Origin of the sequence: Pseudomonas silesiensis (genome assembly GCF_001661075.1) — a bacterium.
Classification (GTDB): domain Bacteria; phylum Pseudomonadota; class Gammaproteobacteria; order Pseudomonadales; family Pseudomonadaceae; genus Aquipseudomonas; species Aquipseudomonas silesiensis.
The window spans coordinates 429,230-452,896 of sequence record NZ_CP014870.1 but is presented as its reverse complement, the minus strand read 5'-3'; the positions used below and the strand labels follow the sequence as shown (position 1 = coordinate 452,896).

The following is a 23,667-nucleotide window of genomic DNA, read 5'->3' as shown; positions in this document are numbered from 1 at the left end:
GAACCCCGCGAACGTCTTCGCGGGGTCGGACATTGCGGTGGTGCCGCTACTCTATCTGCCCACGAAAGCCTATGGGCCCTTCATTGGCGTAGGTGTTGGTGCCACTGAGGTTTTTCCCTCCATCATTGGAGGTCACGCTCAACGCGACAACGTTCTGATTATCCCGGCCACCGATGACCCATTTGCCACCCGGGTGCCACGGGGCGTCGTTACCGCCCCACTGATTTTCAACGTTGTACTGGTTCTGGCCCGTGCGTTGAGCCTTGAAGCCAATGGGACCTTCGCCCGCATAAGTCATGGTGCCGGTGAAGCTCTTACCGCCATCGCCCGATTTGATTTCGATCGCGACAACCTTCTGGTTGTCCCGCGCGCCCAGTACCCAGTCTCCACCTGGATGCCAGGGTGCCGAACTACCGCCCCATTGATTTGCCACTACGTATCTAGACATGAACCTCATCTCCTTGAAGTTACGAAGAGACCTGCCCTGCGTTTGCGGCAGGCCGTACGACTGTGCGTATCCAGTCGCACGATTGTCAGATTAGTAGTACACCCGGACGCCACCAGACTGACAGACCAACGGTAATCCCCCCATCTGCCAATATTCGCCGGCAGGCTATTGCTGGTACAGTCACGCCATTCACTGCCCATTGTCCCGGTTGGAGTCTGTCCACGGCATGAATGAAACCAGTCCCCACCTCTTGCTACGCGCGCCCATCCCCACGCAGTTGCGCCTGACGTTCTGTGAAGCCACCCCGCGTGACCTCAAGCGCTGGATCGCCAATCTGCCCAAAGCCAACATCGGCGAAACCGCACGCCAGCTCTATCAAGGCTTGAGTGAACTCAATCAGCTGCTGACGCCCAGCGATAATCGCCTGCAAATGCTCGAGCTGCTAAGGCCCGAGGTGTATTACGTCTGTAAACACCTGGAGCGGCATTTCCTGCATCAATCGATCGTTCTCGACGAACGTTCGCGCAAGATCGCCAACCTCTGCCAGGCGCTGCAAAATCACTTGGCGATTGGCTATAAACAGATTGTCGTGCGCATCTCACCGCGTTTCAGCAAGGACCGTGCGCCGCTGCTGACCCAGGCGTTGCAACGTGCGATCCATTGCCTGAACGGACCATTGATCCGCGCCACCGAGCTTTATTGCCCGGTACCGGAAGGGCTGTGGCTGGAGTTGCATCAACTGTACCGGATCGCCTGTGTGCATCAGTTGCAGCACCTGAGCCTGCGCGATGAACTGGCCAGCCAGACGCAAACGCTCAGCATCGAACAGACCTATGTCGTCGCGTTGCTGCTGGGGGCCTCCCGCTGCAACCAACTGCGGCAGAACCAGATTGCCCGGGTCGCCGAAGTGCTGGAGCCCTGGAGCAAGTGGATCAAGCTGCAACCCGGCAAACGCTCGGATGGACTGTTTGCCATCGCATCGGACATCGACACCGGGCCTCGTTATCGCTCCCGATTCCGTCCAGAGCAGCAGGAAAGCCTCCTGGGGATCGACCCGCTGCCGCTGGTGGCAGCCATCGCAGCTCATCTGCAAAAAACCGACAGCTCGACACCCCTGCCAGTACCGGCAGGGCTGAGTCTCGATACGCTGCAACACTTGCATGCGGCCTGGGGCCAGACGGCCGAGCGCGGTTTCCAGCGTACTGTCGGCCAAGGCACCCTGACCCTGTGCATCGGCATGAGCGCGCTGCACTATTATCTGGGCGGGCAACGTTCGTTCAGCGACCTCCTGAAACACTCGGGCTCCCGACACGCGCAATTCTCGGCGAAATCCCCAGCAGGTCGAGTGAAAGACCTGTGGAGCCCTGTGACACCCAATGAAAACGTAGTCGATCTACTGCCCTATGAAGAAATCGAGTACCCGCAGCTTCAGAATGACGACAGCCATGAGGCGTCCGATCGCAATCAACAGTTTGCGACTTATGTCCTGCCAGTGATCAACCACAGTCCTGGCGGTTATTGCCTGGCCTGGCCTGGCGCAGTGCCCGCCGAACTGCAGGCGGGCGAAATGGTTGGCATCGAGGACTCTGCAGGTCAGGGCTGGAGCATCGCCGTGGTGCGCTGGATCCGTCAGGTGCGTGGCGGCGGTACGCAAATGGGCATCGAACAGGTCGCGCCATGCGCCGAACCTTGCGGGCTGCAGCTGTTGCGTGAGCATGACGATCACAGCCATTACCTGCGCGCTTTGTTATTACCGGCCATCAGTGCGATAGACCTGCCGCCGACGTTGCTCGCGCCGCGCCTGCCCTTTCAGGAAGGCCATAAAGTGGTGATCAACACCCACGGCGAGGAGCGCCGGGCCGGGCTGGATCGGCGGTTGGCGAGCACCCACAGTTTCAATCAGTTTGCCTATCGCTTGGTGGAGACGGTCGCAAATGTCGAGGCCATAGGGAGCGGTGTGGTTCGTATCGAGCAGGAATTCGATTCGTTGTGGAAGACGCTTTGAGGGACAGTCCGTAAGACCGCGACGCACCCTTCGCGGGCAAGCCTCGCTCCTACAGGTTTTGCGCAATCCCTGTAGGAGCGAGGCTTGCCCGCGAAAGGGCCCGCTCAGACAATTGAAGAATCAGAGCTGCCCGTCACGATCCCGGAAGCCCAGCAAATAAAGAACACCATCCAGCCCAAGGGTGGAAATCGCCTGCTTCGCCGACTGCTTCACCAGCGGCTTGGCGCGGAACGCCACGCCCAGCCCGGCAATCGCCAGCATCGGCAAATCATTGGCGCCGTCACCGACTGCGATGGTCTGCTCCAGACGCAAACCTTCCTTGTGCGCCAGTTCCTTCAGCAGATCCGCCTTGCGCTGTGCATCGACGATCGGTTCAACCGCCACGCCGGTGACCTTGCCATCGACCACTTCCAGTTCGTTGGCAAACACGTAGTCGATGCCCAGCTTTGCCTGCAACTGCTTGGCAAAATAAGTGAAGCCACCTGACAGGATCGCCGTCTTGTAGCCCAGACGCTTGAGTTCGGCGAACAGGGTTTCCGCGCCTTCGGTCAGGCGCAAAGAGGCGCCGATCGAGTCCAGTACGCTAACGTCCAGGCCTTGCAGCAAGGCCAGGCGTTCCTTGAAGCTGGCGCGGAAATCCAGCTCGCCGGCCATCGCCCGCTCGGTGATGGCGGACACCTGGTCGCCCACACCGGCGGCCTTGGCCAGTTCGTCGATGACTTCGGCTTCGATCAGCGTCGAGTCCATGTCGAACACCGCCAGGCGACGGTTGCGGCGGAACAGCGAATCTTCCTGAAAGGCAATGTCAACGTTCAGTTCCTGGGCAACGCTCAAGAATTCCGCCCGCAACGCTTGCGGGTCAGCCGCCTCGCCACGCACGGAAAACTCGATGCAGCCCTTGCCTTTATCGGCCGGGGTATCCAGCGGCATACGCCCGGACAGCCGGTCGATGTGGTCAATGTTCAGGCCATACTTGGCCGTGATCGAACTGACTCGCTGCAATTGCTCGGCAGTCACTTTGCGGGTCAATAGCGTCACGATGTGGCGTTTCTTGCCTTGATTGCCGACCCACTGCTGGTAATCCTCTTCGGACACCGGCGTGAAACGCACCTGTTGATCGAGCTTGTAAGCCGTGAACAGAATGTCCTTGAGCACCGACTTGCCTTGCTCGGTGTCAGGAATTTCAACCAGGATGCCGAACGACAGGGTGTCGTGGATCACCGCCTGACCGATGTCGAGAATGTTCACACCACCCTGGGCCAGAACGCCGGTAATGGCCGCAGTCAGACCCGGACGGTCGACTCCCGTGATGTTTATCAGGACGATTTCGCGCAAGGCGCACCCCCGCAGGTGGAAAAAAACCGCATTCTACCCACATTCAGTGACCATCGGGCACCGTGAGCGCTTTGACGGCCTAGGGCCTATCGCTATACTGCGCGTCAACTTCACGGACAAAGAGCCGAGCTCAAGTGAACCGGCCCACGCCAGTAAAAACCGATAACTTCTTTCTGCTGATCTTCCGGGCACTGCGCCACCGCCGTGTACCGATTGCATTACGCATTGCCAGCCATAACGTGATCCTGGTCGCTCTGGCCCTGGTGATCTACGCCTGTGTGATGGGATTGCAGTTCAAGCAGGCCATGCATGAGCAGGCGGATGCCCTGGGCGAAAGCCTGACCACCCAGACCGCCACGTCGGCCACGGAGCTGTTGGTGTCCAACGACATCCTCAGTCTCAACGTGCTGCTCAACAACCTGACCAAGAACAAGCTGGTGGCCCATGCCGCCATCTACAGCGTGGATAACCGCATCCTCGCCGAAGCCGGTCAGCGCCCCAAGCACAGCCTGCTGGGCGAAGCCGAGGGCATGTACCAGAGCAAGATCACCTTTCAGGACGTGACCGCCGGGCAACTGCGCATCAGCCTGGACATGGATCAATTCCAGCAGCCGATGACCATCAGCCTGCAAAGCATGGGCATTCTCAGTGCCATTCTGCTGGCGTTGTCGTTGGCCCTGAGCCTGCGCCTGGGCCGCAACCTTTCCACGCCGCTGATGCAATTGCGCGTATGGCTGCGCAACATTGACGAACACACGCCGGGTACCGGGCGTCAGGATGAAATCGGCGACCTCGCTCGCCAGTTGCACGCGGACTTCGCACCGGAACCGGTTGAACCGGAAGCCGAGCCGGAGCCTGAGTTCGACGATGAAAATGACGACGAAGAGACTGATCCGGCCTTCGAAGTGCGCAACCTGCGCGATCCGAGCTTTGACGAAAGTCGCCCGGTAGCCGCCGTGAAGCCTGCGCCGCGGCGCATTGTCAGCACCGTCGAGGATGACGATGACGACGACGACCCGTTTGCCGACCTGCGTGATGTCTCTGCGGACAGCGCGCCGAAACCGCTGGTAAAACCAAAGCCATCGAACGTGCCGCAACACAGTGCCGTGCTCGCCGTGCAACTGGGCGCGCAGGATCAGTTGCGCCGCCTGCCCCGGGCACGTCTGGAAGAACTGCTCAAACGCTATCGCGATTGCCTCGATCAGGCCGCTTCGCTCTACCAGAGTGAACTGCATACCCTGAACGACGGCAGCACGCTGATGCTGTTCCACAACGAAGACAGCGGCGACGATTACCTGACCAATGCCATTTGCTGCGGTGAATTGCTGCGCGCCCTGGGCCATCAGCTGCAGATTGAAGTCGCCGACAGTGGCATTACCCTGCAATTGCAGCTGGGCCTGACTCTGGGCGACGAATTGTTCGGCATGAGCCAGATCGATCTGCTGCTGACCGAATCGGCCCAGGACGCCTTGGCCCTGTCGCAACACAGCCGCAACCTGTTGCTGGTGGAGCGCAAGATCAGTGACGACGCGTTGATCCGTCAGCGTGCCCGGATCCGGCCGATTGCCAGCCCGGAGGGCGCGTGCTGCGTAGAGCGGTTGATGGAGCCTTATCCATCGATGCTGGAGCGGCAATTGGCGCGGATGCATGAGCGCCGGGCTTAAGTCCTGGCCCCTGTTGTAAAAGAGCCCGCAGATGAGTGATCGTCTGCGGGCTTTTTTGTGGCCTGTGCCGGCCTCTTCGCGGGCAAGCCCGCTCCCACAGTGACCTCTGTGAATACAAGGTTTATGTACGACTGAGCGCCCTGTGGGAGCGAGCTTGCTCGCGATGAGGCCAGGACAGACAGCCGAGATCTCCAACCTGCAGAAACAACAAAGCCCGCACAATGGCGGGCTTTGCTTTGAATCAATCCAGCTCTAGAACCTGAACACTTCCATATCGGTCCGGATCGGCGCAGCCATCGGGATCTTCGGCTGCTTATCCTTTTCCACCGCAGGTGCCGCAGCCTTGGCCGCAGACTTGCGTGGCGCTTCGGCAATCGGCGGCTGATTGGCCAGCGGCTTGAGCGCCACCGACAATTGCGCCGCCAGACGCTGCAGCAATACACCCTGTGCCTGAACCTGCGCCGCCGTACCGCCGGCATGCTGTTCCTGCAGATGAATGATGCGGTTATCGCGAACCTGACCACGACGGTCGATCAGACGCCATTGCGCATCGAGGATCGCCGGCTGCGACTCACCCGAATCCAGGCGGGTGATGGTCAGCAGAACCTGGACATCCGGCGTGAAACCCACCGTCGCCGGCGCGAGCACCACGCGCTGGCTGTCCAGATGACCTGCTACCTGACGCAACAACAGCTGATCGATATCGGACGAAAGGCTACCCGCCCATCGGCCGTCAGTGGCAGCCTGAAGGCTCCCGTCGGGTTGACGCTGCAACAAGGTTTCGCGTTGCAGATAATCGGCAACGGTCACCGGACCCAGCAAAACAGCCATGCCCGCGCTTTGCGCAGGCTGAGCCGGACTTCCGCTGTCCAGCTGATACAGCGACACCGGTTGGTGAACGCTGCAACCCGCCAGGCCAAGGACCCCGGCGAGCATCAAAAAAAACGGAAGGCGCAGAGCAGTCATCGTCCCATCCAGGTGGTTGCCACAAGGCTAACCACAGTGAAAATACTCAAAAAATATGAAGAACGCTCGGCCACGCCGGCGCTTGAAAGGCCATATCATCCGTGAATATGCGTTCCGACTCCAGCGCCAATGCGTCGATCTACTCGTTAAATCGTAGATCGAGCGCTCTAGGACGCTTAATTGAGGTTTTCGACGAGCAGCGCATCTACCCTCTGAAAGCCACGAGGCAGTTTGTTACCACGACGCCCACGCTCACCTTTGTAGTGTTCGAGGTCGTCCGCCTTCAGTGACAAGGTACGTTTTCCGGCTTGCAGCACCAATGTGGCACCTTCCGGCAGAACGGCGATGTCCGTGACATATTCTTCGCGACTGGCAACGCGCTCACCGGAAATACCGATGATCTTATTGCCTTTACCTTTACCTAATTGTGGCAGATCGCTGATCTTGAAGATCAGCAGGCGACCTTCGGTGGTCACCGAGGCCAGCCAGTTCTGTTCACGATCGGCTACCGGACGCGGCAAGATCACCTTGGCGTTGTTCGGCAGGCTCAACAGGGCCTTGCCCGCCTTGTTCTTGGCTTGCAGGTCTTCACCCTTGACCACGAAACCGTAACCGGCGTCCGAGGCGATCACGTACAACGCATCGTCTTCGGGCATCAGCACGCACTCGAAACTCGCCCCTGGCGGCGGCGTCAGACGGCCGGTCAACGGCTCGCCCTGGCCACGGGCCGATGGCAAGGTGTGTGCGGCCACCGAATAACTGCGGCCAGTGGAATCGATAAACACCGCAAACTGATTGGAACGCCCGGGCGCCAGGGCCTTGAAACCATCCCCGGCCTTGTAGGAAAGCCCGGTGGCATCGATTTCGTGGCCCTTGGCGGAGCGCACCCAGCCTTTTTCCGACAGCACTACCGTCACTTTTTCGTTCGGCAGCAGATCGTGTTCGGTCAGGGCCTTGGCCTCGGCACGCTCGACGATTGGCGAACGACGGTCGTCGCCATAGGTTTCGGCGTCCTTGATCAGTTCGGTGCGGACCAGTTTTTTCAGCTTGGCTTCGCTGCTCAGCAGGGCCTGCAGCTTGGCCTGTTCCTTGAGCAGTTCATCCTGCTCGGCACGCAGCTTCATTTCTTCCAGTCGCGCCAATTGACGCAGACGGGTGTCAAGGATGTAGTCGGCCTGGATTTCGCTCAGGGCAAAACGTTCGATCAGGGCGGCTTTGGGGTGTTCCTCGGTCCGGATGATGTGGATCACTTCATCCAGGTTGAGGTAGGCAATCAACAAACCGTCCAACAGGTGCAGGCGACGCTCGACCTTGTCCAGGCGAAATTGCAGGCGGCGACGTACCGTCTGAACCCGGAACTGCAACCACTCGACCAGCAACGCACGCAGATTTTTCAGTTGCGGCTTGCCGTCCAGACCGATGATGTTGATGTTGACCCGGTAGCTCGACTCCAGCTCGGTGCTGGCGAACAGGTGTTGCATCAGGGCATCGTGGTCAAAGTTTTTGCGGGCGCCCGGGATGATCACGATCCGGCACGGGTTTTCGTGGTCGGATTCGTCACGCAGGTCAGCAATCTGCGGCGCCTTGGACGGCTTGGCCTGCATCATGGCCGCGATCTGCTCCAGCACCTTGGCACCGGAGACCTGATGCGGCAGCGCGGTGACGATGATGTCGCCGTCCTCGACGTGGTACACGGCACGCATGCGTACCGAGCCCTTGCCGGTTTCATACATTTTCAGCAAATCGGCCCGCGGCGTGATGATTTCCGCTTCGGTCGGGTAATCCGGGCCCTGGATGTGTTCGCAGAGCTGTTCGACCGTGGCCTTGGGCTCATCGAGCAAACGCACGCAGGCGGTGGCGACTTCGCGCAGGTTGTGCGGCGGTACGTCGGTGGCCATGCCCACGGCGATGCCGGTGGTGCCGTTGAGCAGGATGTTCGGCAAACGTGCCGGCAACACCAGCGGTTCATCGAGGGTGCCATCGAAGTTCGGGCCCCAGTCCGCGGTGCCCTGGCCCAGTTCGCTGAGCAGCACTTCGGAATAACGCGACAGCCGCGCTTCGGTGTATCGCATGGCGGCGAAGGACTTGGGATCATCCGGTGCACCCCAGTTACCCTGGCCGTCGACCAGCGTGTAGCGGTAACTGAACGGCTGGGCCATCAGGACCATGGCTTCGTAGCAGGCCGAGTCGCCGTGCGGGTGGAACTTGCCGAGCACGTCACCGACGGTACGCGCCGACTTCTTGTGTTTGGAATCGGCGTCCAGCCCCAACTCGCTCATCGCGTAGATGATGCGCCGCTGTACCGGCTTCAGTCCGTCGCCGATATGCGGCAGGGCACGGTCCATGATCACGTACATGGAGTAGTTGAGGTAGGCATTTTCGGTGAAGTCAGCCAGTGACCGGCGTTCTACACCGTCCAGGCTGAGATCAAGGGAGTCGCTCATGCGGGCCTCATCGGTTCGTTGTCTGGCGCAGCAGCATGGTGCCACCGCGCTGGGTAAATTCAAGTTTGTTCAGCGCGCTCATCCCGAGCAGCACTTGCTTGCCTTCCAGGCCTGGCACGACGAGGGCGCGCACATCACGCAGCACAATGTCGCCCAGCTGCAGGCGGTCGATACGGGTTCGATAGCCCTCGGCACGACCGCTGGCCGTGCTCAAGGTCACCGGGAAGCCCTTTTCCAGTTTCAGTCGTTCGGCCATACCGCCGGGTATCGCCACATCGGTTGCCCCGGTATCGAGCATGAAGTCCACCGGCTGACCGTTGATCTGGCCGCTGGCAACAAAATGTCCCTGGTTGTTGCTGGCAAGCTTCACTTCGATAAAACCTTCGCCCTGTTCCGAGCTGACCACGACGTTGGGATTCTGCTGGCGCTGCTCCCACTGCCCGAAAAACCGCGTGGCCAGAAACAGCGCGGCGCACCAGGCCAGCACCATCAATACGCGACCGATGCGCTTGCCCGGCGGTTGCTGACTCATGACCTGGCACTCCAGCCACCCTCGGGCGCGGCAAAGCGCATGACGATCGGACGGACTTCGCCATCGGCGCGTATGCCGTTGTTGTTGTCGATGCCGATCCAGGCACCGTCGGCGTCCACGATCAATGCTTCTTCCAGGCCAAAGGCCTGTGGATAACGCCGGTTTTCCTGCAATGCCTCGGCGGCATATGACCAGCAGCGCTCGACCTTGGCCGTCTGCGCGTCGCGGCGGCAGATCTCGAAGACATTGCGTTCAAGGGTGAACAGCTTGCCGTCGAACAATGACAGATCGGCAAAGTCCCGCGGCACCGCCCTGGCGCCGGGGAATTGAGCTGGCTGCATTTCCATGCCGGACTCGCTCAGCAGCACACAGCCGCCATCGCAGTCCCATAGAGTTTGTTGTCGTTTGATCAACAGCAACCCGCGGCTTTCACGCTCGGCGGCCAGCCACAATTTGTCGCCCTCAGGACTGATCGCCAGGCCTTCGAACAGCGCATTGAATTTCAGCAACAGGCCGCTGGCCCGCGCTTCCCGAATCAGCATCGGCGAAATCTTCAGCCAGGACGCGGGCCCCGTTGACGGCACTTGCAGCACCGCCCCATGAGATTCGCTGACAATGTAGCGATTACCGGCGTTGTCGCAGGTGATGCCTTCGAAATCCAGATCGCCGCCACGGGCCAACGAGGCCGCCCAGGTCCGCGAACGCAACCCCCAGGGCAAGCCGCTGTCGGGCACCGCCGGCACATCGATGTGCACGGCTTCGGCTTGCCAGACAGGCTCACGGGTATCGAGCAGGTAAATCTGCTCGTCGTCCCGATCGGACACGCTCCACAAATCCTTGCCGCACTGGGCCAGCCCGGACAGGTTGCCACCGCGCATGCCATCGACGGCATGCGCGGACAACAGGCGCAACTCTGGCGCCGACTGCGCAGACACCGTCATCGAGGTCAGCAGCAACGCACACACCAAGGCAAAGCCTCGGCGCATCAGCCCAGAACCTCGGCCAGGTTGCCTTTGGATTCCAGCCAGGATTTGCGGTCGCCGGCGCGTTTCTTCGCCAGCAACATGTCCATCATTTCCGAGGTCGCTTCGAAATCGTCCAGCGTCAGCTGCACCAGGCGCCGGGTGTTCGGGTCCATGGTGGTTTCGCGCAGCTGTGGCGGGTTCATTTCGCCCAGACCCTTGAATCGGGTGACCTGGGGCTTGCCGCGTTTTTTCTCCGCCACCAGGCGATCGAGGATGCCATCGCGCTCGGCTTCGTCCAGGGCGTAGTAGATCTCTTTGCCCAGATCGATACGGTACAGCGGTGGCATCGCGACATAGACGTGACCGGCATCCACCAAGGGGCGGAAATGCTGGACGAACAACGCGCAGAGCAAGGTGGCGATGTGCAGGCCGTCGGAGTCGGCGTCGGCGAGGATGCAAATTTTGCCGTAACGCAGTTGGGCGATGTCCGCGGAGCCTGGATCGACGCCTATGGCCACCGCGATGTTGTGCACTTCCTGGCTGGCCAGCACTTCGCTGCCATCGACTTCCCAGGTGTTCAGGATCTTGCCGCGCAACGGCAGGATCGCCTGGAACTCTTTGTCCCGCGCCTGTTTGGCCGAACCGCCGGCGGAATCACCTTCCACCAGAAACAGCTCGGAGCGCATCGGGTCCTGCCCGGCGCAGTCGGCCAGTTTGCCCGGCAGTGCCGGCCCCGCCGTGATGCGCTTGCGTTCGACTTTCTTGCTGGCCTTGAGACGACGGCCGGCGTTGTTGATCGCCAGCTCCGCCAGCAGCATGCCGGTTTCAGGGTGAGCGTTGAGCCACAGGCTGAAGGCGTCCTTGACCACACCGGACACGAACGCCGCCGCTTCACGGGACGACAGGCGCTCTTTGGTCTGGCCGGAGAATTGTGGCTCCTGCATTTTCATCGACAGGACGAAGGCGATGCGCTCCCAGACGTCTTCCGGCGCCAGCTTCACACCCCGTGGCAGCAGGCTGCGGAATTCGCAGAACTCGCGCATGGCGTCGAGCAAGCCCTGGCGCAGACCGTTGACGTGAGTGCCGCCCTGGGCCGTCGGGATCAGGTTGACGTAGCTTTCCTGAACGCTGTCGCCGCCTTCCGGCAACCACAGCAACGCCCAGTCGACCGCTTCTTTGTTACCGGCCAGGCTGCCGCAGAACGGCTCGTCCGGCAGGCGTTCGAATTCGCTGACGGCGTCGACCAGGTAGGAACGCAGGCCGTCCTCGTAATGCCATTCGACTTTCTCGCCGGTGGCCTTGTCTTCAAAACTGACCAGCAACCCCGGGCACAGGACGGCCTTGGCCTTGAGCACGTGCTTGAGGCGGCTGATGGAGAATTTCGGGGAATCGAAGTACTTCGGGTCCGGCGCGAAGAACACGCTGGTGCCGGTGTTGCGTTTGCCGACGGTGCCGATCACTTCCAGTTCGGTTTTCTTGTAGCCGTCGCCGAACGTCATCTGGTATTCGTTGCCATCACGCTTTACGCGCACCCGGACTTCGGTCGACAACGCGTTGACCACCGAGATACCCACCCCGTGCAGACCGCCGGAGAACTGGTAGTTCTTGTTGGAAAACTTGCCGCCGGCATGGAGCTTGGTGAGGATCAGCTCGACACCCGAGACGCCTTCTTCAGCGTGAATGTCCACCGGCATGCCACGACCATCGTCGCTGACTTCCAGTGAGTGATCGGCGTGCAGGATGACCTGCACCGAGGTCGCGTGCCCGGCCAAGGCTTCGTCGACGCTGTTGTCGATGACTTCCTGGGCGAGGTGGTTCGGCCGACTGGTGTCGGTGTACATGCCGGGGCGTTTGCGCACCGGGTCGAGGCCCGAGAGGACTTCGATGGCGTCTGCGTTATAAGAGCTAGCGCTGGGAGTGGCCATGGGGTCTCGTCGTCAAATGTTTTGTGAAAAGGGGCGATGGCTCACAGTGCAGTGAAATCAATCGCCTGATACAAATCTGCGCCGATGCCGGCAAAACTGAGCATTGCCGGCAGTTGCCCGGCAAAACCCTGGAAACCATGATCGCCACCGGCCTGGATGCGCAAGGCACAGGCCCGGTAATACTGCTGGGCGAGGCGGTAGTCCAGCGTTTCGTCGCCGGTTTGCAACCACACCTGAAACCGCTGCGGATCCTGGGGCGCCGGCACTTCCAGCTCGGCCAGGGCCGTCACGTGGTCGTGGGTCAATTCCCAGGCCTCGTCGGTATACAGGTTTTTCTGCGCCCCCAGATACCCGTCGAACATCCGATGCGGGCTGACGGCGGGGTTGATCAACAGCGCCTTGAGGCCATGGCGCTCGGCCAAGTGAGTCGCATAGTAGCCGCCGAGTGAGCTGCCGACCAGCAATGGCCGTCCGAGCTCCTCGATCGCCTGCTCCAGCTGACCGATGGCCTCACGAGGATGGTGATGCAAGTACGGAACGCGCAACTGATCGCTCAAGCCCAGTTGGTCCATCACCTGGATCAACCGAGTGGCCTTGTTCGACGCCGGCGCGCTGTTGAAACCATGGATATAAAGGATCGAACCGGACATTTGAGCTCCCTGTGCGTCGGGTAAAGAGGCGCAGTTTACAGGGAATCGGGAATATCCGTGGAATTCGGGGCGCCTGTGCCGACGCCTTCGCGAGCAAGTCGAATCGTCGCACCGCCGCTCCCACATTTGATCATGGGTGTTCACAGATCGTGTGTACACAGCAGATCCCCTGTGGGAGCGGGCTTGCGAAGGCCGCGACTCGGTCTTACCGAGTGACAAAAAAGTCAGTAGCCGTTGGAGCCGTAATCGACCTGGAAAGCGAAGCCTGTCACACGCTCTACACCGGTTTCCAGCTCGCCATCCGGCAAAAGCCGCAACCACCGATACCCCGGCGCCTGATCCCCCACCTTGAAATCATCGCTCCCCGGTTCGAACTGAATGCAGGTCGACGGCGAGGCAATCAACCGCACGCCATTACGCTCCCGATCGATCTCTTGATGAACATGCCCCCACAAAACGGCACGCACCTGCGGGAATCGATCCAGAACCGAAAACAGCGCCTCTGGATTACGCAACCCGATCGGCTCCATCCACGCACAGCCGATCGACACCGGATGATGGTGCAAGCACACCAGATGATGCCGCTCCGGCGCTTCGCTCAGCGCGCGGGCCAGCAACTGCAACTGTTCGTCTTCCAGATACCCTGGCACCGAGCCCGGCACTGCCGAATCCAGCAATGTGACCCGCCAGTTACCGATATCCACCACCGGATCCAGCAAGGCGCTCTGCACGGCAGCCTCAGCCATGATCCGAGGCTCGTCGTGATTGCCGGGAATCCAGCGCGCCGATGCATCGAGCTGCCGGGTCAGGTCGCGGAACTGCTGATAGGACTCAAGCGTCCCGTCCTGGGAAATATCGCCACTGGCAACGATCAGATCGATCCGAGGCTGTTGCAGCCTGACCAGTTCGATGACCTTTTGCAGGCTGTCACGCGTGTTCATGCCCAGTAACGTGCCATCCGCCTCGGCAAACAGGTGGCTGTCGGAGAGTTGCACCAGCAATGCCGGATCGGCGGTGGTCAATGTGGATACGCGTGGCAAGGCGTTCTCCCGGGGCGTGATCACGGGGATGGATGAGTGCCGCAATTATGCTGGGGGACGACCAAAAGAGGAAACGGTAAACCTGACGCCGTTCACATCAGCGCACAACCGCATACTCGTGCCCGCAGGCCAGGCAATGGCTCAGCCATTCGCCCAGAAACATATTCAGCTGGGCCTTTTCGTCGGGCTGGTGCATCGCGGCGTTCGGGTAAGGATAGATGCCGCGAAAGCGTCGTGCATGTTCGGCGCTGACCACTTCGGCCATGCACGCGTCGTGATAGACCTGAACTTCCAGTTGCGGCACCGGCAGCCAGGGCAGGCTGTGTTCCTGGCGCACTTGCAGGGTCGTGGTGTACGGACAGACCTGCAGCACCTCCAGGGCCAGTACGCCGAGCATCTGGTCGCCATGGGTCACGGCAATGCGCCTGGCCGCGGGCTCGTTGCGCATGTCTGGCAACAGTCGCATGAGGCGCGCGTAGTTGGCCTCGCAGGACGCTTGCAGCCCCACCAGGTCCACCCGATAGCGATCGCGCAGCTTGTTTACGACCATAGCCCCCTCACTTCAGCGCGGTTCAAAGCTAACCATTGCAAGGCAATGATGCTGGCCGCGTTGGCAATTTGCCCGTCGCGTACGGCCTGCAGGGCATCTTCGAACGCCCAGACCGTGACGCGGATATCTTCTGCTTCTTCCTCCAGCCCATGCAGGCCGCCGACACCGGTGCTGTCGCAACGCCCCAGGTACAAATGCACGAATTCATTGCTGCCGCCTGGCGATGGAAAATATTTGGTCATCGGCCAAAGCGCCCCGAATACAAGCCCAGCTTCCTCCTGCGCTTCGCGGTGAGCAACTTCTTCCGGTTCTTCATCCTTGTCGATCAGACCAGCGACCAGTTCGACCAGCCATGGATTGTCGATCTTGCCCATGGCGCCGACGCGAAACTGTTCGATCAACACTACTTCATCGCGCTGCGGATCGTAAGGCAGCACGCACACCGCGTCATGGCGCACAAACACTTCCCGGCTGATCTCGCGGCTCATGCCGCCAGCGAACAATTCGTGACGCAAGTGCACGCGGTCGAGCTTGTAAAAACCCTCGAAGCACTTTTCGCGCCGAACGATCTCAACGGCGGTCGGAATGGCGTTGGCAAAATCAGTCATGACAATCCTCGTTTCTACACCGAGGCTCCAGCCTCGACTTCGCGCCATCCTAACGCGCCCGAGACCTTTGATGCAGCCCCTTTCCAGCGAGCGGGATAGACGGTGAGGGTGAAACCAACTCTAATTAGCTTAGTGGCGAACTGATTCCTGCGCCGAGAGTCGAAGCGGGTAACTTTTTGCCTTTCCCTGTTTTATGAAGGACGCCCATGTCGCTTTTTAAAATCGCCTCCGTGGCTGCAATCGCCCTGACCCTGGGCGCCTGCCAGAGTCTGTTCCAACCCAGCTACCGGGCACCGCTGGAAACCACCCGCGATGCCTCCGAACAGCTGAAACCGGGCTGCACCAACCAGGACTGCCCGCTGGTGAACATCGACACCCTGCGCTTCCCGGCCGAACCGGCACTGGATGGCATTATCGAAAAACGCTTGCTGCAAATGACCCGCACCGCGCCCGACGCCCCGGTGGCGCCGACGCTGGCCGCGTATCGCGAGCAATTCTTGAGCAGTGCCGGCCCGCGTCACAGCAGCTACCTGCAAGCCAAGGTACGTGAGCAGCATGACGGCTTGGTGATCGTCGAGTTTTCCAGCTACCTGGACACCGGCGGCGCCCATGGCACGCCGGGCCGTAGCTTCATCAACTACTCGCGCCAACAGCACAAGGTGCTGACCCTGTCGGACATGCTGGTGCCGGGGCAGGAAGAAGCGTTCTGGAAAGCCGCGCAAGTCGCGCACAACAGCTGGCTGATCAGCACCAAGCTCGATCAGGAAGCGGAGTTCGTGAAGAGCTGGCCCTTCGTCAAGACCCAGAACGTGGCACTGACGTATGGCGGGGTGATCCTCAAGTACGAAGTGAGCACCATTGCGCCTTACGCACTGGGTCACGTCGAATTGAAGATCCCCTACCCTCGCCTGAACGGCATTCTCAAGCCCGAGCTGTTTCCCGGCCGTAGCTGAAGGCCCGGCCCAGCACCAGCTGCAACAGCCCTGCCAGGATTAGCGCCGGCAGGGTTGCGCCGACATCCGGGTACAGATTGGCCAGCAAGTGATAGGTGCTCACCCCGCCCAGCCAGGCGAGCAGCGCCGGCCAGCGCAATGCGGTTGCCACCACTTGCGCAGAACGCTTGCGCAGGATGAAGTGGTCCACCAGCACCACGCCGAACAACGGCGCAAACACCGAACCGATCAACAGCAGGAAATTCTGGTACTGGGCCAATGGCGCCAGGCAGGCAATCAGCGTGCAGATCACGCCGATGGCCAGCGCCAGATGCTCGACCTTCAGGCGCAACAGAATCCCGCTGGACACCGCCGCCGAGTGAATATCGGCAAAGGCGTTTTCCGACTCGTCCAGCAGAATCAGCAGTAGCGGAATCCCCAGGCCGGCACCGGCCAGCGCCAACAGCAAGGCATTGACTTCACCGCTCGGCGCGAACGCCAGGGTGTAGGCCACGCCCAGGCTCATCAGCCAGAAGTTACCGATAAAGAAGCCAATTGCCGTACCGCCGAACACATTTTTCGCCCGTTTGCCGAAACGCGAGTAGTCGGCAATCAACGGCAGCCAGGACAGGGGCATGGCGATCGCGATGTCGAAGCCCACGGCGAACGGCATCGAACCGTCACCGGCCTGCGCCCACAACGCCGCCAGGTCGGCCTTGGCGAACAGGTTCCAGGTCAGCCAGATGCAGGCGGCCAGCAGCAGCCAGATGCCCCACTTGCGCAGGATCTGCCGCACGAACGTCAGTGGCCCGCTGACGGCCAGCAAGGTTGCCAGCCCACCGAAGAACAAGGTCCACAACAGCGGATTGGACAGCAGGCTACCTTCACTGAAGGCACGAGCGCCCAACAGGCTGGCGGCGTCGCGCATCACGATGATTTCGAACGAGCCCCAACCGATCAGTTGCAGCAAATTCAGCACCGCCGGCAGGCTCGCGCCGTGTTTGCCGAGGCTGAGTTTCAGCGCGGCCATCGACGACAGGCCAGTGTCACTGCCGATCACGCCGACGGCGGCCAGCAGCAGAACGCCGACCAGGGTGCCGAGGAAAATCGCCAGCAGCGAGCCGGAAAGGCCCAGGCCTGGCGCGAGCAGGGCACCGGTCTGCAGCACCATCAGGCCGATACCGAGGGAAAACCACAGGGAAAACAGATCGCGACCGCCGAAGACGCGCTTGTCGGTCGGCACCGCGATGTCGGGGGAATAAGTGCTGGGTTGAATGCTCAAGGGTGTTATCTCAGAGGGACATTTGTTGTTGTAACCGCAACCTGTAGGAGCGAGCGGTGCGGCGATCCGACTTGCCCGCGAAGGCGGTGTGTCAGGCAAACCGCCTTCGCGGGCAAGCCTCGCTCCTACAAGAGCAGCGCCAGACCGGCGCTGCGGGTCAGATCAAACCTTCTTGTACAGCTGACTGCCTTCCTGCTTGAACCGCTCGGCCTGTTCCGCCAGTCCCTTGGCAACTTCGGCATCGATCGAGTCGATCCGCTGGTTGGCCGCGTATTCACGAACTTCCTGGGTGATTTTCATCGAGCAGAATTTCGGCCCGCACATGGAGCAGAAGTGCGCAACCTTGGCCGAATCCTTCGGCAGGGTCTCATCGTGATACGAACGAGCGGTGTCCGGATCGAGGCCCAGGTTGAACTGGTCTTCCCAACGGAATTCGAAACGCGCCTTGCTCAACGCATTGTCGCGTATCTGTGCGCCCGGATGGCCCTTCGCGAGATCGGCGGCATGCGCGGCGATCTTGTACGTGATGATCCCGGTCTTCACGTCATCCTTGTTCGGCAGGCCCAAGTGTTCCTTCGGCGTCACATAGCAGAGCATGGCGCAACCGAACCAGCCGATCATCGCCGCACCGATGCCGGAGGTGATGTGGTCGTAGCCGGGTGCGATGTCGGTGGTCAGCGGGCCGAGGGTGTAGAACGGCGCTTCGTCGCAGCACTCGAGCTGCTTGTCCATGTTTTCCTTGATCAACTGCATCGGCACGTGGCCCGGGCCTTCGATCATGGTCTGTACGTCGTGCTTCCAGGCGATCTTGGTCAGTTCGCCGAGGGTTTCCAGCTCGCCGAATTGTGCCGCATCGTTGGCGTCGGCAATCGAGCCCGGACGCAGGCCATCACCCAGCGAGAAGCTGACGTCGTAGGCCTTCATGATTTCGCAGATTTCTTCGAAATGCGTGTAGGCGAAGTTCTCTTTGTGGTGCGCCAGGCACCACTTGGCCATGATCGAACCGCCACGGGAAACGATGCCGGTCACGCGCTTGGCGGTCAGCGGCACGTAACGCAACAGCACGCCGGCGTGGATGGTGAAGTAGTCGACGCCCTGCTCGGCCTGTTCGATCAGCGTGTCGCGGAACAGCTCCCAGGTCAGGTCCTCGGCCGCGCCACCGACTTTTTCCAGGGCCTGGTAGATCGGCACGGTACCGATCGGCACCGGCGAGTTACGGATGATCCACTCACGGGTTTCGTGAATGTGCTTGCCGGTGGACAAGTCCATGATGTTGTCCGCGCCCCAGCGAATGCCCCAGGTCAGTTTCGCCACTTCTTCTTCGATGGACGAACCCAGTGCGCTGTTGCCGATATTGCCGTTGATCTTCACCAGGAAGTTACGGCCGATGATCATCGGTTCCAGTTCGGTGTGGTTGATGTTGGCGGGAATGATCGCGCGGCCGCGGGCGATTTCTTCACGAACGAATTCTGGGGTGATGATTTTCGGCACGCTGGCGCCGAAGCTGTAACCGGCGTGTTGCTGGTCCAGCAGCCCGGCGGCGCGGGCCACTTCGAGCTTCATGTTCTCGCGGATGGCGACGTATTCCATCTCGGGCGTGATGATGCCTTGGCGGGCATAGTGCATCTGGGTGACGTTGCCCCCGGCCTTGGCGCGGCGCGGGTTGTTCACATGGGCGAAACGCAGCTTGGTCAGTTCCGGATCGGCGAGACGCTCCCGGCCGAAGTTCGAGCTCAAGCCGGGCAGGCGCTCGGTATCGCCACGGGCTTCGATCCACGGCGAACGCACATCGGCCAGGCCTTTGCGGACGTCGATGATGACGTTGGGGTCGGTGTACGGGCCCGAGGTGTCATACACCACCACCGGCGCATTGATCTCGCCGCCGAATTCGGTCGGGGTCACGTCGAGGCTGACTTCGCGCATCGGCACGAGAATGTCCGGGCGCGAGCCTTGAACGTAGATTTTTTGCGAGCGGGTAAACGGCTGAACCGATTGTTGATCGACCTTGGCCGAGTCACTCAGGTTCGTATTGTCTTTTAGTTTTATCGTCATCACGGGCTCTCCGAACACATCCAGGCAGTGGATTTTTGTCGGAGCGAACCTGTAAACGAATGGACGCACGGGTGCTGGAAAAACCAGCTGTGCTGTGCTCGGTGCACGAGGGCCGTTCGATTGTCGAACAACATCCCGGACGAAGCACAAGAGGACTCGCCGGGTGACGAGAAATCTTGTTCCCTACGCAGGCGCTAACCTGATCAGGTTCAACGGGATCCGAAATTATTCGATCTCAGCCTCATAGCAAGGCACCCCGACAAGAACGTGGCCAGTCTAGACACAACTGGCAAAGAACGCCAACACCGCTTTAAACACCATGATGAATGGCGTAATTACAGGATTGTTGCCAAACGTGTGCGCAACTACACTCGCCAGGCCGTGCCGCGCCTTGACGCTGCAAGGCCCGCGCCGTAGCCTTGGCGCTCAAATTATCAGCGTAATTTTTAGGGATGGCCTTATGCTGCGCAAACTCTCATTGGCCCTTGCCGTGTCTTGTGCGACCAATGGAATGGCTTGGGCAGCGGAAGCGCCCCTATCGACCAACACTGACCTGGTCAGCGTCTATCAGGAAGCGGTGGATAACAACGCCGACCTGGCTGCGGCCCGGGCCCAGTACGGCGCCCAGAAAGAGGTCGTGCCCCAGGCCCGCGCCGGCTTGTTGCCGAACCTCTCCGGCGGCGCCCAGGTCGCCAACGTGCGTACCGATATCGATCAACCGGCGTCCGTTGCCAACCGCAGCGCCAACTCCTATCAGGCGACCCTGGCCCAGCCACTGTTCCGCGCCGATCGCTGGTTCCAGTATCAGGCCGCCAAGGACGTCAACGAACAGGCGGCGCTGCAACTCTCGGCGACCGAGCAGAACCTGATTCTGCAAACGGCAGAAGACTACTTCAACGTGTTGCGCAGCCAGGACAACCTGGCCTCGACCAAGGCCGAAGAAGCCGCCTTCAAGCGCCAGCTCGATCAGTCCAACGAACGCTTCGACGTCGGCCTTTCGGACAAGACCGATGTACTGCAATCCCAGGCCAGCTACGACACGGCGCGCGCCAATCGGATCGTTGCGCAACGCCAGGTGGACGACGCGTTCGAAGCCTTGATCACCCTGACCAACCGGCAGTACAACTCGATCCAGGGCATCGTCCACACCCTGCCGATCCTGCCCCCGGCCCCGAACGATGCCAAGGCCTGGGTCGACACTGCCGCCAGGCAGAACCTGAATCTGCTGGCCAGCAACTACGCGGTCAGCGCCGCTGAAGAAACCCTCAAGCAGCGCAAGGCCGGTCACGCACCGACCGTGGATGCCGTGGCTAAATACGAGAAGGGGGACAACGACGCTTTCGGCTTGAGCAATCCGAGCGCATTCCCCCAGCCTTATGGCGGCCCCATCGAGCAACGCACGCTGGCGCTGCAATTGAATATCCCGATCTACAGTGGCGGCCTCACCACCTCACAGGTTCGCGAATCTTATTCACGCCTGGATCAGACCGAACAACAGCGCGAATCCCTGCGCCGGCAGGTGGTGGAAAACACCCGCAACCTGCACCGTGCGGTGAACACCGACGTCGAGCAGGTGCAGGCGCGCAAGCAGTCGATCATCTCCAACCAGAGCGCGGTGGAAGCGACCGAAATCGGTTATCAGGTGGGGACGCGCAACATCGTTGACGTGCTGGATGCCCAGCGTCAGCTGTATACCTCGGTGCGCAACTACAACAACACCCGCTACGACTACATCCTCGACAACCTGCGCCTGAAACAGGCCGCGGGCACATTGAATCCGGGGGATTTGCGGGACCTCAAGCGCTACCTCAAACCCGATTACAACCCGGACAAAGACTTCCTGCCGCCGGATCTGGCCAAGGCTGCGGCAGATCAGCTCAAAGCCCGGCCTTGAAAATCCCCCCCTGTAGGAGCGAGGCTTGCCCGCGAAGGAAGCACCGCAGCGTATCTGTTGCACCGCGTCATGCCTGTTCGCGGGCAAGTCGGATCGCCGCACCGCTCGCTCCTACAAGGGAAGCACCTGTGATCTTTTTTGGTTCAGGCAACCCGGTCTAACGCCCGATCAACCGCCCCAACCCGTCCAGCAACCGCTGCAACGCGCCCTGGTTGCTGCGCATCACGCTCAACCCCGCCTCCGCCATCCGCTGCGCATCCCGGGGCAACTCGAACAGCCGCTGCACCGCCACCGCCAGGCCTTCGGCATCCTCCACTTCCTGCAACGCCCCGGCACTGCGCAACTGCGCGGCGATTTCGAGAAAGTTGAACAGGTGCGGCCCGCTGAGCACCGGCTTGGCCAACGCCGCCGGTTCCAGCAGATTGTGCCCGCCGTTCGGCACCAGGCTGCCGCCGACAAAGGCACTGTCGGCCAGGGCATACAGAAACAGCAATTCGCCCATGGTGTCGCCCAGCAACACCGAAGTACCCGCAGTCACCGGCTCGCCCGTGGAACGCCGCACGGTCGCGAAACCCTGCTGCCGGCACAACTCGAATACCGCATTGAAACGCTCCGGATGGCGCGGCACCAGAATCAGCAACGCATCGGGATGACGGGTGAGCAACTGACGATGAGCCGCCAATACCACTTCGTCTTCACCGTCATGGGTGCTGGCGGCGATCCAGACCGGACGCTCTTGCGCCTGCCATTGCGCACGCAACCCGGCGGCACGCTGGAGCAATGCCGGGTCTATGGTCAGGTCGAACTTGATCGAGCCGGTCACTTCGACAGTTTCCTCACGCGCGCCCAAATTGCGAAAGCGCTGGGCCTCGGCCTCGGTCTGCACCGCGAACAGGCTCATCTCGGCGAGCATCGGCCGGGTCAATTTCGTGAAACGACCATAGCCCTTGGCGGAACGCTCGGACAGGCGAGCATTGGCCAGCGCCACGGGGATCCCGCGCTTGGCGCACTGATGGATATGGTTCGGCCAGAGCTCGGTTTCCATGATCACCGCCAGTGTCGGCCGGACCCGATCAAGAAAGCGCGCCGCGGCGCAAGGCAAGTCGTATGGCAGATAGCAGTGCTGAATACGTGGCTCTTGGGCGAACAGTGCCTGGATGCGTTCCGAACCGGTCGGGGTCATGCAGGTCACGGTAATCGGCAGAGTCGGATAACGTTGCAGCAAGGCGCGAATCATCGGCGCGGCGGCAATGCTTTCGCCCACGGATACCGCGTGCACCCAGATACCGCCCGGCTTCATCACGGGCAATCCGAAGGAGAACCGTTCGCCAATACGCTTGGCATAGGCCGGCGCCTTGCGCGCCCGCAGCCACAGCCGAATCGCTACCAATGGCAGCCCCAGGTAAAACAGTGCGGTGTAGAGAGATCTATTCATGGCGGCGGAGTTTATCGGGTTTTGCGCCGATCGCCTGCAAGTGCACGGCAAAACGTTCCGCCAGCCAACGGGCGGCCGGACCGAGGGGCTCGTCGCGGCGCCAGACCAGTTCCACGATCAATGCCGGCGGAGTCCATTCGCTGACCAGTTCGACGATATGACCCTGATAGGCCGGATACTGCACCACGTTTCTCGGCAACCAGGCCCAGCCAAGGCCGCGCATCACCAGTTCGGCCATCACGTAAAAACTATCGGCCCGCCAGACCTGTGGACTGGCCGGCTCGCTGCCGGGATAGACACTGGATTGCGTGGCCATCAGCAACTGCCGATGCTGGGCCATTTGCTGACAGTTAACGCTACTTTGGGCCGCCAATGGATGGTCGATACCGCAGACCGTGACCATTTCAATACTGCCCAACACCCGCCGCTCAAGGGCTTGGGGGATTTGATCATGGTAGAACAGCAGGCCCAGGTCGGCCTTGCGCTCCACCAGCTTGCGTGCCACATCACCCTGAGTACCGTTGGACAGCTGAACCTCGAGGCTGGGAAACTGCTCTGCCATGGCTTCAAGGCTGTCGATGACCGGTTGAAAGGGCATCGCCTCATCCTGGGCCAGGCACAGGCGTGCTTCCTGGCCCTGCATCATCGCCAGTGCCCGCCCGTTGAGGCGCTCACACTGGCGCAGCACTTCCCGCGCCTCTTCCAGCAAGGCATTGCCGGCGTCGGTAAGCTTTGGCTGGCGGCCACTGCTGCGATCGAACAGGCTGACGCCCAGGTCCTCTTCCAGAAGCGCAATCGAACTGCTGACCGCCGACTGCGCCTTGCGCTGCTCCCGCGCCACGGCGGAGAAAGACCGCTGCTCCGCTACGCTGACAAACAAACGTAGCTGATCCAGATTCCACTGCATGTTCATGGCCAAACCCATCGCCTAAACAGATAG

19 protein-coding genes and 1 riboswitch are annotated in these 23,667 nt (G+C 61.0%); of the genes, 4 read left to right on the top strand and 15 right to left on the bottom strand.

What is annotated here, in order from left to right:
• Positions 1–46: 46 nt before the first annotated feature.
• Positions 47–448 carry a lectin OAA family protein gene (locus PMA3_RS01985; protein WP_064675598.1) on the bottom strand — a complete coding sequence of 134 codons (402 nt, stop codon included), beginning with the start codon at positions 446–448 and terminating at the stop codon, positions 47–49.
• A 226-nt stretch (positions 449–674) separates the two neighbouring features.
• On the opposite strand from PMA3_RS01985, the gene PMA3_RS01980 reads away from it, so the two are divergent.
• Positions 675–2,453, top strand: a complete 1,779-nt coding sequence (locus PMA3_RS01980) for a hypothetical protein (protein WP_064675597.1) — start codon at positions 675–677, stop codon at positions 2,451–2,453.
• Between the two features lie 120 nt (positions 2,454–2,573).
• Here PMA3_RS01980 and serB read toward each other — a convergent pair whose 3' ends face one another.
• A complete protein-coding gene (serB, locus tag PMA3_RS01975) occupies positions 2,574–3,788 on the bottom strand; it encodes a phosphoserine phosphatase SerB (RefSeq protein WP_064675596.1) in 1,215 nt (404 codons plus the stop codon).
• Positions 3,789–3,922: 134 nt separating this feature from the next.
• On the opposite strand from serB, the gene PMA3_RS01970 reads away from it, so the two are divergent.
• A complete protein-coding gene (locus PMA3_RS01970; protein WP_064675595.1) occupies positions 3,923–5,452 on the top strand; it encodes an AhpA/YtjB family protein in 1,530 nt (509 codons plus the stop codon).
• 252 nt (positions 5,453–5,704) lie between these two features.
• Here the strand turns inward: PMA3_RS01970 and PMA3_RS01965 are convergent, their stop codons facing one another.
• From PMA3_RS01965 to PMA3_RS01925, 9 genes are all read right to left on the bottom strand, one after another.
• Positions 5,705–6,418: a PqiC family protein gene (locus PMA3_RS01965; RefSeq protein ID WP_064675594.1), complete on the bottom strand. Its 714-nt coding sequence runs from the start codon at positions 6,416–6,418 to the stop codon at positions 5,705–5,707.
• Positions 6,419–6,594: 176 nt separating this feature from the next.
• A complete protein-coding gene (gene parC / locus PMA3_RS01960) occupies positions 6,595–8,862 on the bottom strand; it encodes a DNA topoisomerase IV subunit A (RefSeq protein ID WP_064675593.1) in 2,268 nt (755 codons plus the stop codon).
• A 7-nt stretch (positions 8,863–8,869) separates the two neighbouring features.
• On the bottom strand, positions 8,870–9,394 hold the full coding sequence (locus tag PMA3_RS01955; RefSeq protein ID WP_064675592.1) for a retropepsin-like aspartic protease family protein: 525 nt from the start codon (positions 9,392–9,394) through the stop codon (positions 8,870–8,872).
• Complete coding sequence (locus PMA3_RS01950; RefSeq protein ID WP_064675591.1) at positions 9,391–10,380, bottom strand: esterase-like activity of phytase family protein; 990 nt, start codon at positions 10,378–10,380, stop codon at positions 9,391–9,393. Before PMA3_RS01950 ends, PMA3_RS01955 begins: the two co-directional genes overlap by 4 nt.
• Positions 10,380–12,284 (bottom strand): DNA topoisomerase IV subunit B, encoded by a 1,905-nt coding sequence (gene parE / locus PMA3_RS01945; RefSeq protein ID WP_064675590.1) that lies wholly within the window; start codon positions 12,282–12,284, stop codon positions 10,380–10,382. The genes PMA3_RS01950 and parE overlap by 1 nt, the downstream gene beginning before the upstream one ends.
• A gap of 41 nt (positions 12,285–12,325) precedes the next feature.
• Complete coding sequence (locus PMA3_RS01940) at positions 12,326–12,934, bottom strand: YqiA/YcfP family alpha/beta fold hydrolase (protein WP_064675589.1); 609 nt, start codon at positions 12,932–12,934, stop codon at positions 12,326–12,328.
• A 224-nt stretch (positions 12,935–13,158) separates the two neighbouring features.
• On the bottom strand, positions 13,159–13,974 hold the full coding sequence (cpdA, locus tag PMA3_RS01935; protein WP_064675588.1) for a 3',5'-cyclic-AMP phosphodiesterase: 816 nt from the start codon (positions 13,972–13,974) through the stop codon (positions 13,159–13,161).
• 97 nt (positions 13,975–14,071) lie between these two features.
• Entirely contained in the window at positions 14,072–14,524 is a 453-nt protein-coding gene (locus PMA3_RS01930) for a DUF1249 domain-containing protein (protein ID WP_064675587.1), read from the bottom strand.
• Complete coding sequence (locus tag PMA3_RS01925; RefSeq protein WP_064675586.1) at positions 14,515–15,132, bottom strand: NUDIX domain-containing protein; 618 nt, start codon at positions 15,130–15,132, stop codon at positions 14,515–14,517. The genes PMA3_RS01930 and PMA3_RS01925 overlap by 10 nt, the downstream gene beginning before the upstream one ends.
• Positions 15,133–15,338: 206 nt before the next feature.
• Here PMA3_RS01925 and PMA3_RS01920 point away from each other — a divergent pair, with 206 nt between their 5' ends.
• The gene (locus PMA3_RS01920) at positions 15,339–16,085 is read left to right on the top strand and encodes an RsiV family protein (protein ID WP_064675585.1); all 747 of its coding nucleotides are present in this window, start codon (positions 15,339–15,341) and stop codon (positions 16,083–16,085) included.
• Here the strand turns inward: PMA3_RS01920 and cytX are convergent.
• Positions 16,054–17,346 (bottom strand): putative hydroxymethylpyrimidine transporter CytX, encoded by a 1,293-nt coding sequence (cytX, locus tag PMA3_RS01915; protein WP_064675584.1) that lies wholly within the window; start codon positions 17,344–17,346, stop codon positions 16,054–16,056. The two genes, PMA3_RS01920 and cytX, sit on opposite strands and share 32 nt — an antisense overlap.
• Positions 17,347–17,508: 162 nt before the next feature.
• On the bottom strand, positions 17,509–19,398 hold the full coding sequence (gene thiC, locus PMA3_RS01910) for a phosphomethylpyrimidine synthase ThiC (RefSeq protein ID WP_064675583.1): 1,890 nt from the start codon (positions 19,396–19,398) through the stop codon (positions 17,509–17,511).
• Between the two features lie 163 nt (positions 19,399–19,561).
• Positions 19,562–19,667: riboswitch (TPP riboswitch) on the bottom strand.
• Positions 19,668–19,858: 191 nt separating this feature from the next.
• On the opposite strand from thiC, the gene PMA3_RS01905 reads away from it, so the two are divergent.
• Positions 19,859–21,292 (top strand): TolC family outer membrane protein, encoded by a 1,434-nt coding sequence (locus PMA3_RS01905; protein ID WP_064675582.1) that lies wholly within the window; start codon positions 19,859–19,861, stop codon positions 21,290–21,292.
• A gap of 157 nt (positions 21,293–21,449) precedes the next feature.
• Here the strand turns inward: PMA3_RS01905 and waaA are convergent, their stop codons facing one another.
• The gene (waaA, locus tag PMA3_RS01900; protein ID WP_064675581.1) at positions 21,450–22,727 is read right to left on the bottom strand and encodes a lipid IV(A) 3-deoxy-D-manno-octulosonic acid transferase; all 1,278 of its coding nucleotides are present in this window, start codon (positions 22,725–22,727) and stop codon (positions 21,450–21,452) included.
• A complete protein-coding gene (locus PMA3_RS01895) occupies positions 22,720–23,640 on the bottom strand; it encodes a LysR family transcriptional regulator (RefSeq protein WP_064680601.1) in 921 nt (306 codons plus the stop codon). Before PMA3_RS01895 ends, waaA begins: the two co-directional genes overlap by 8 nt.
• Between the last annotated feature and the right edge of the window lie 27 nt (positions 23,641–23,667).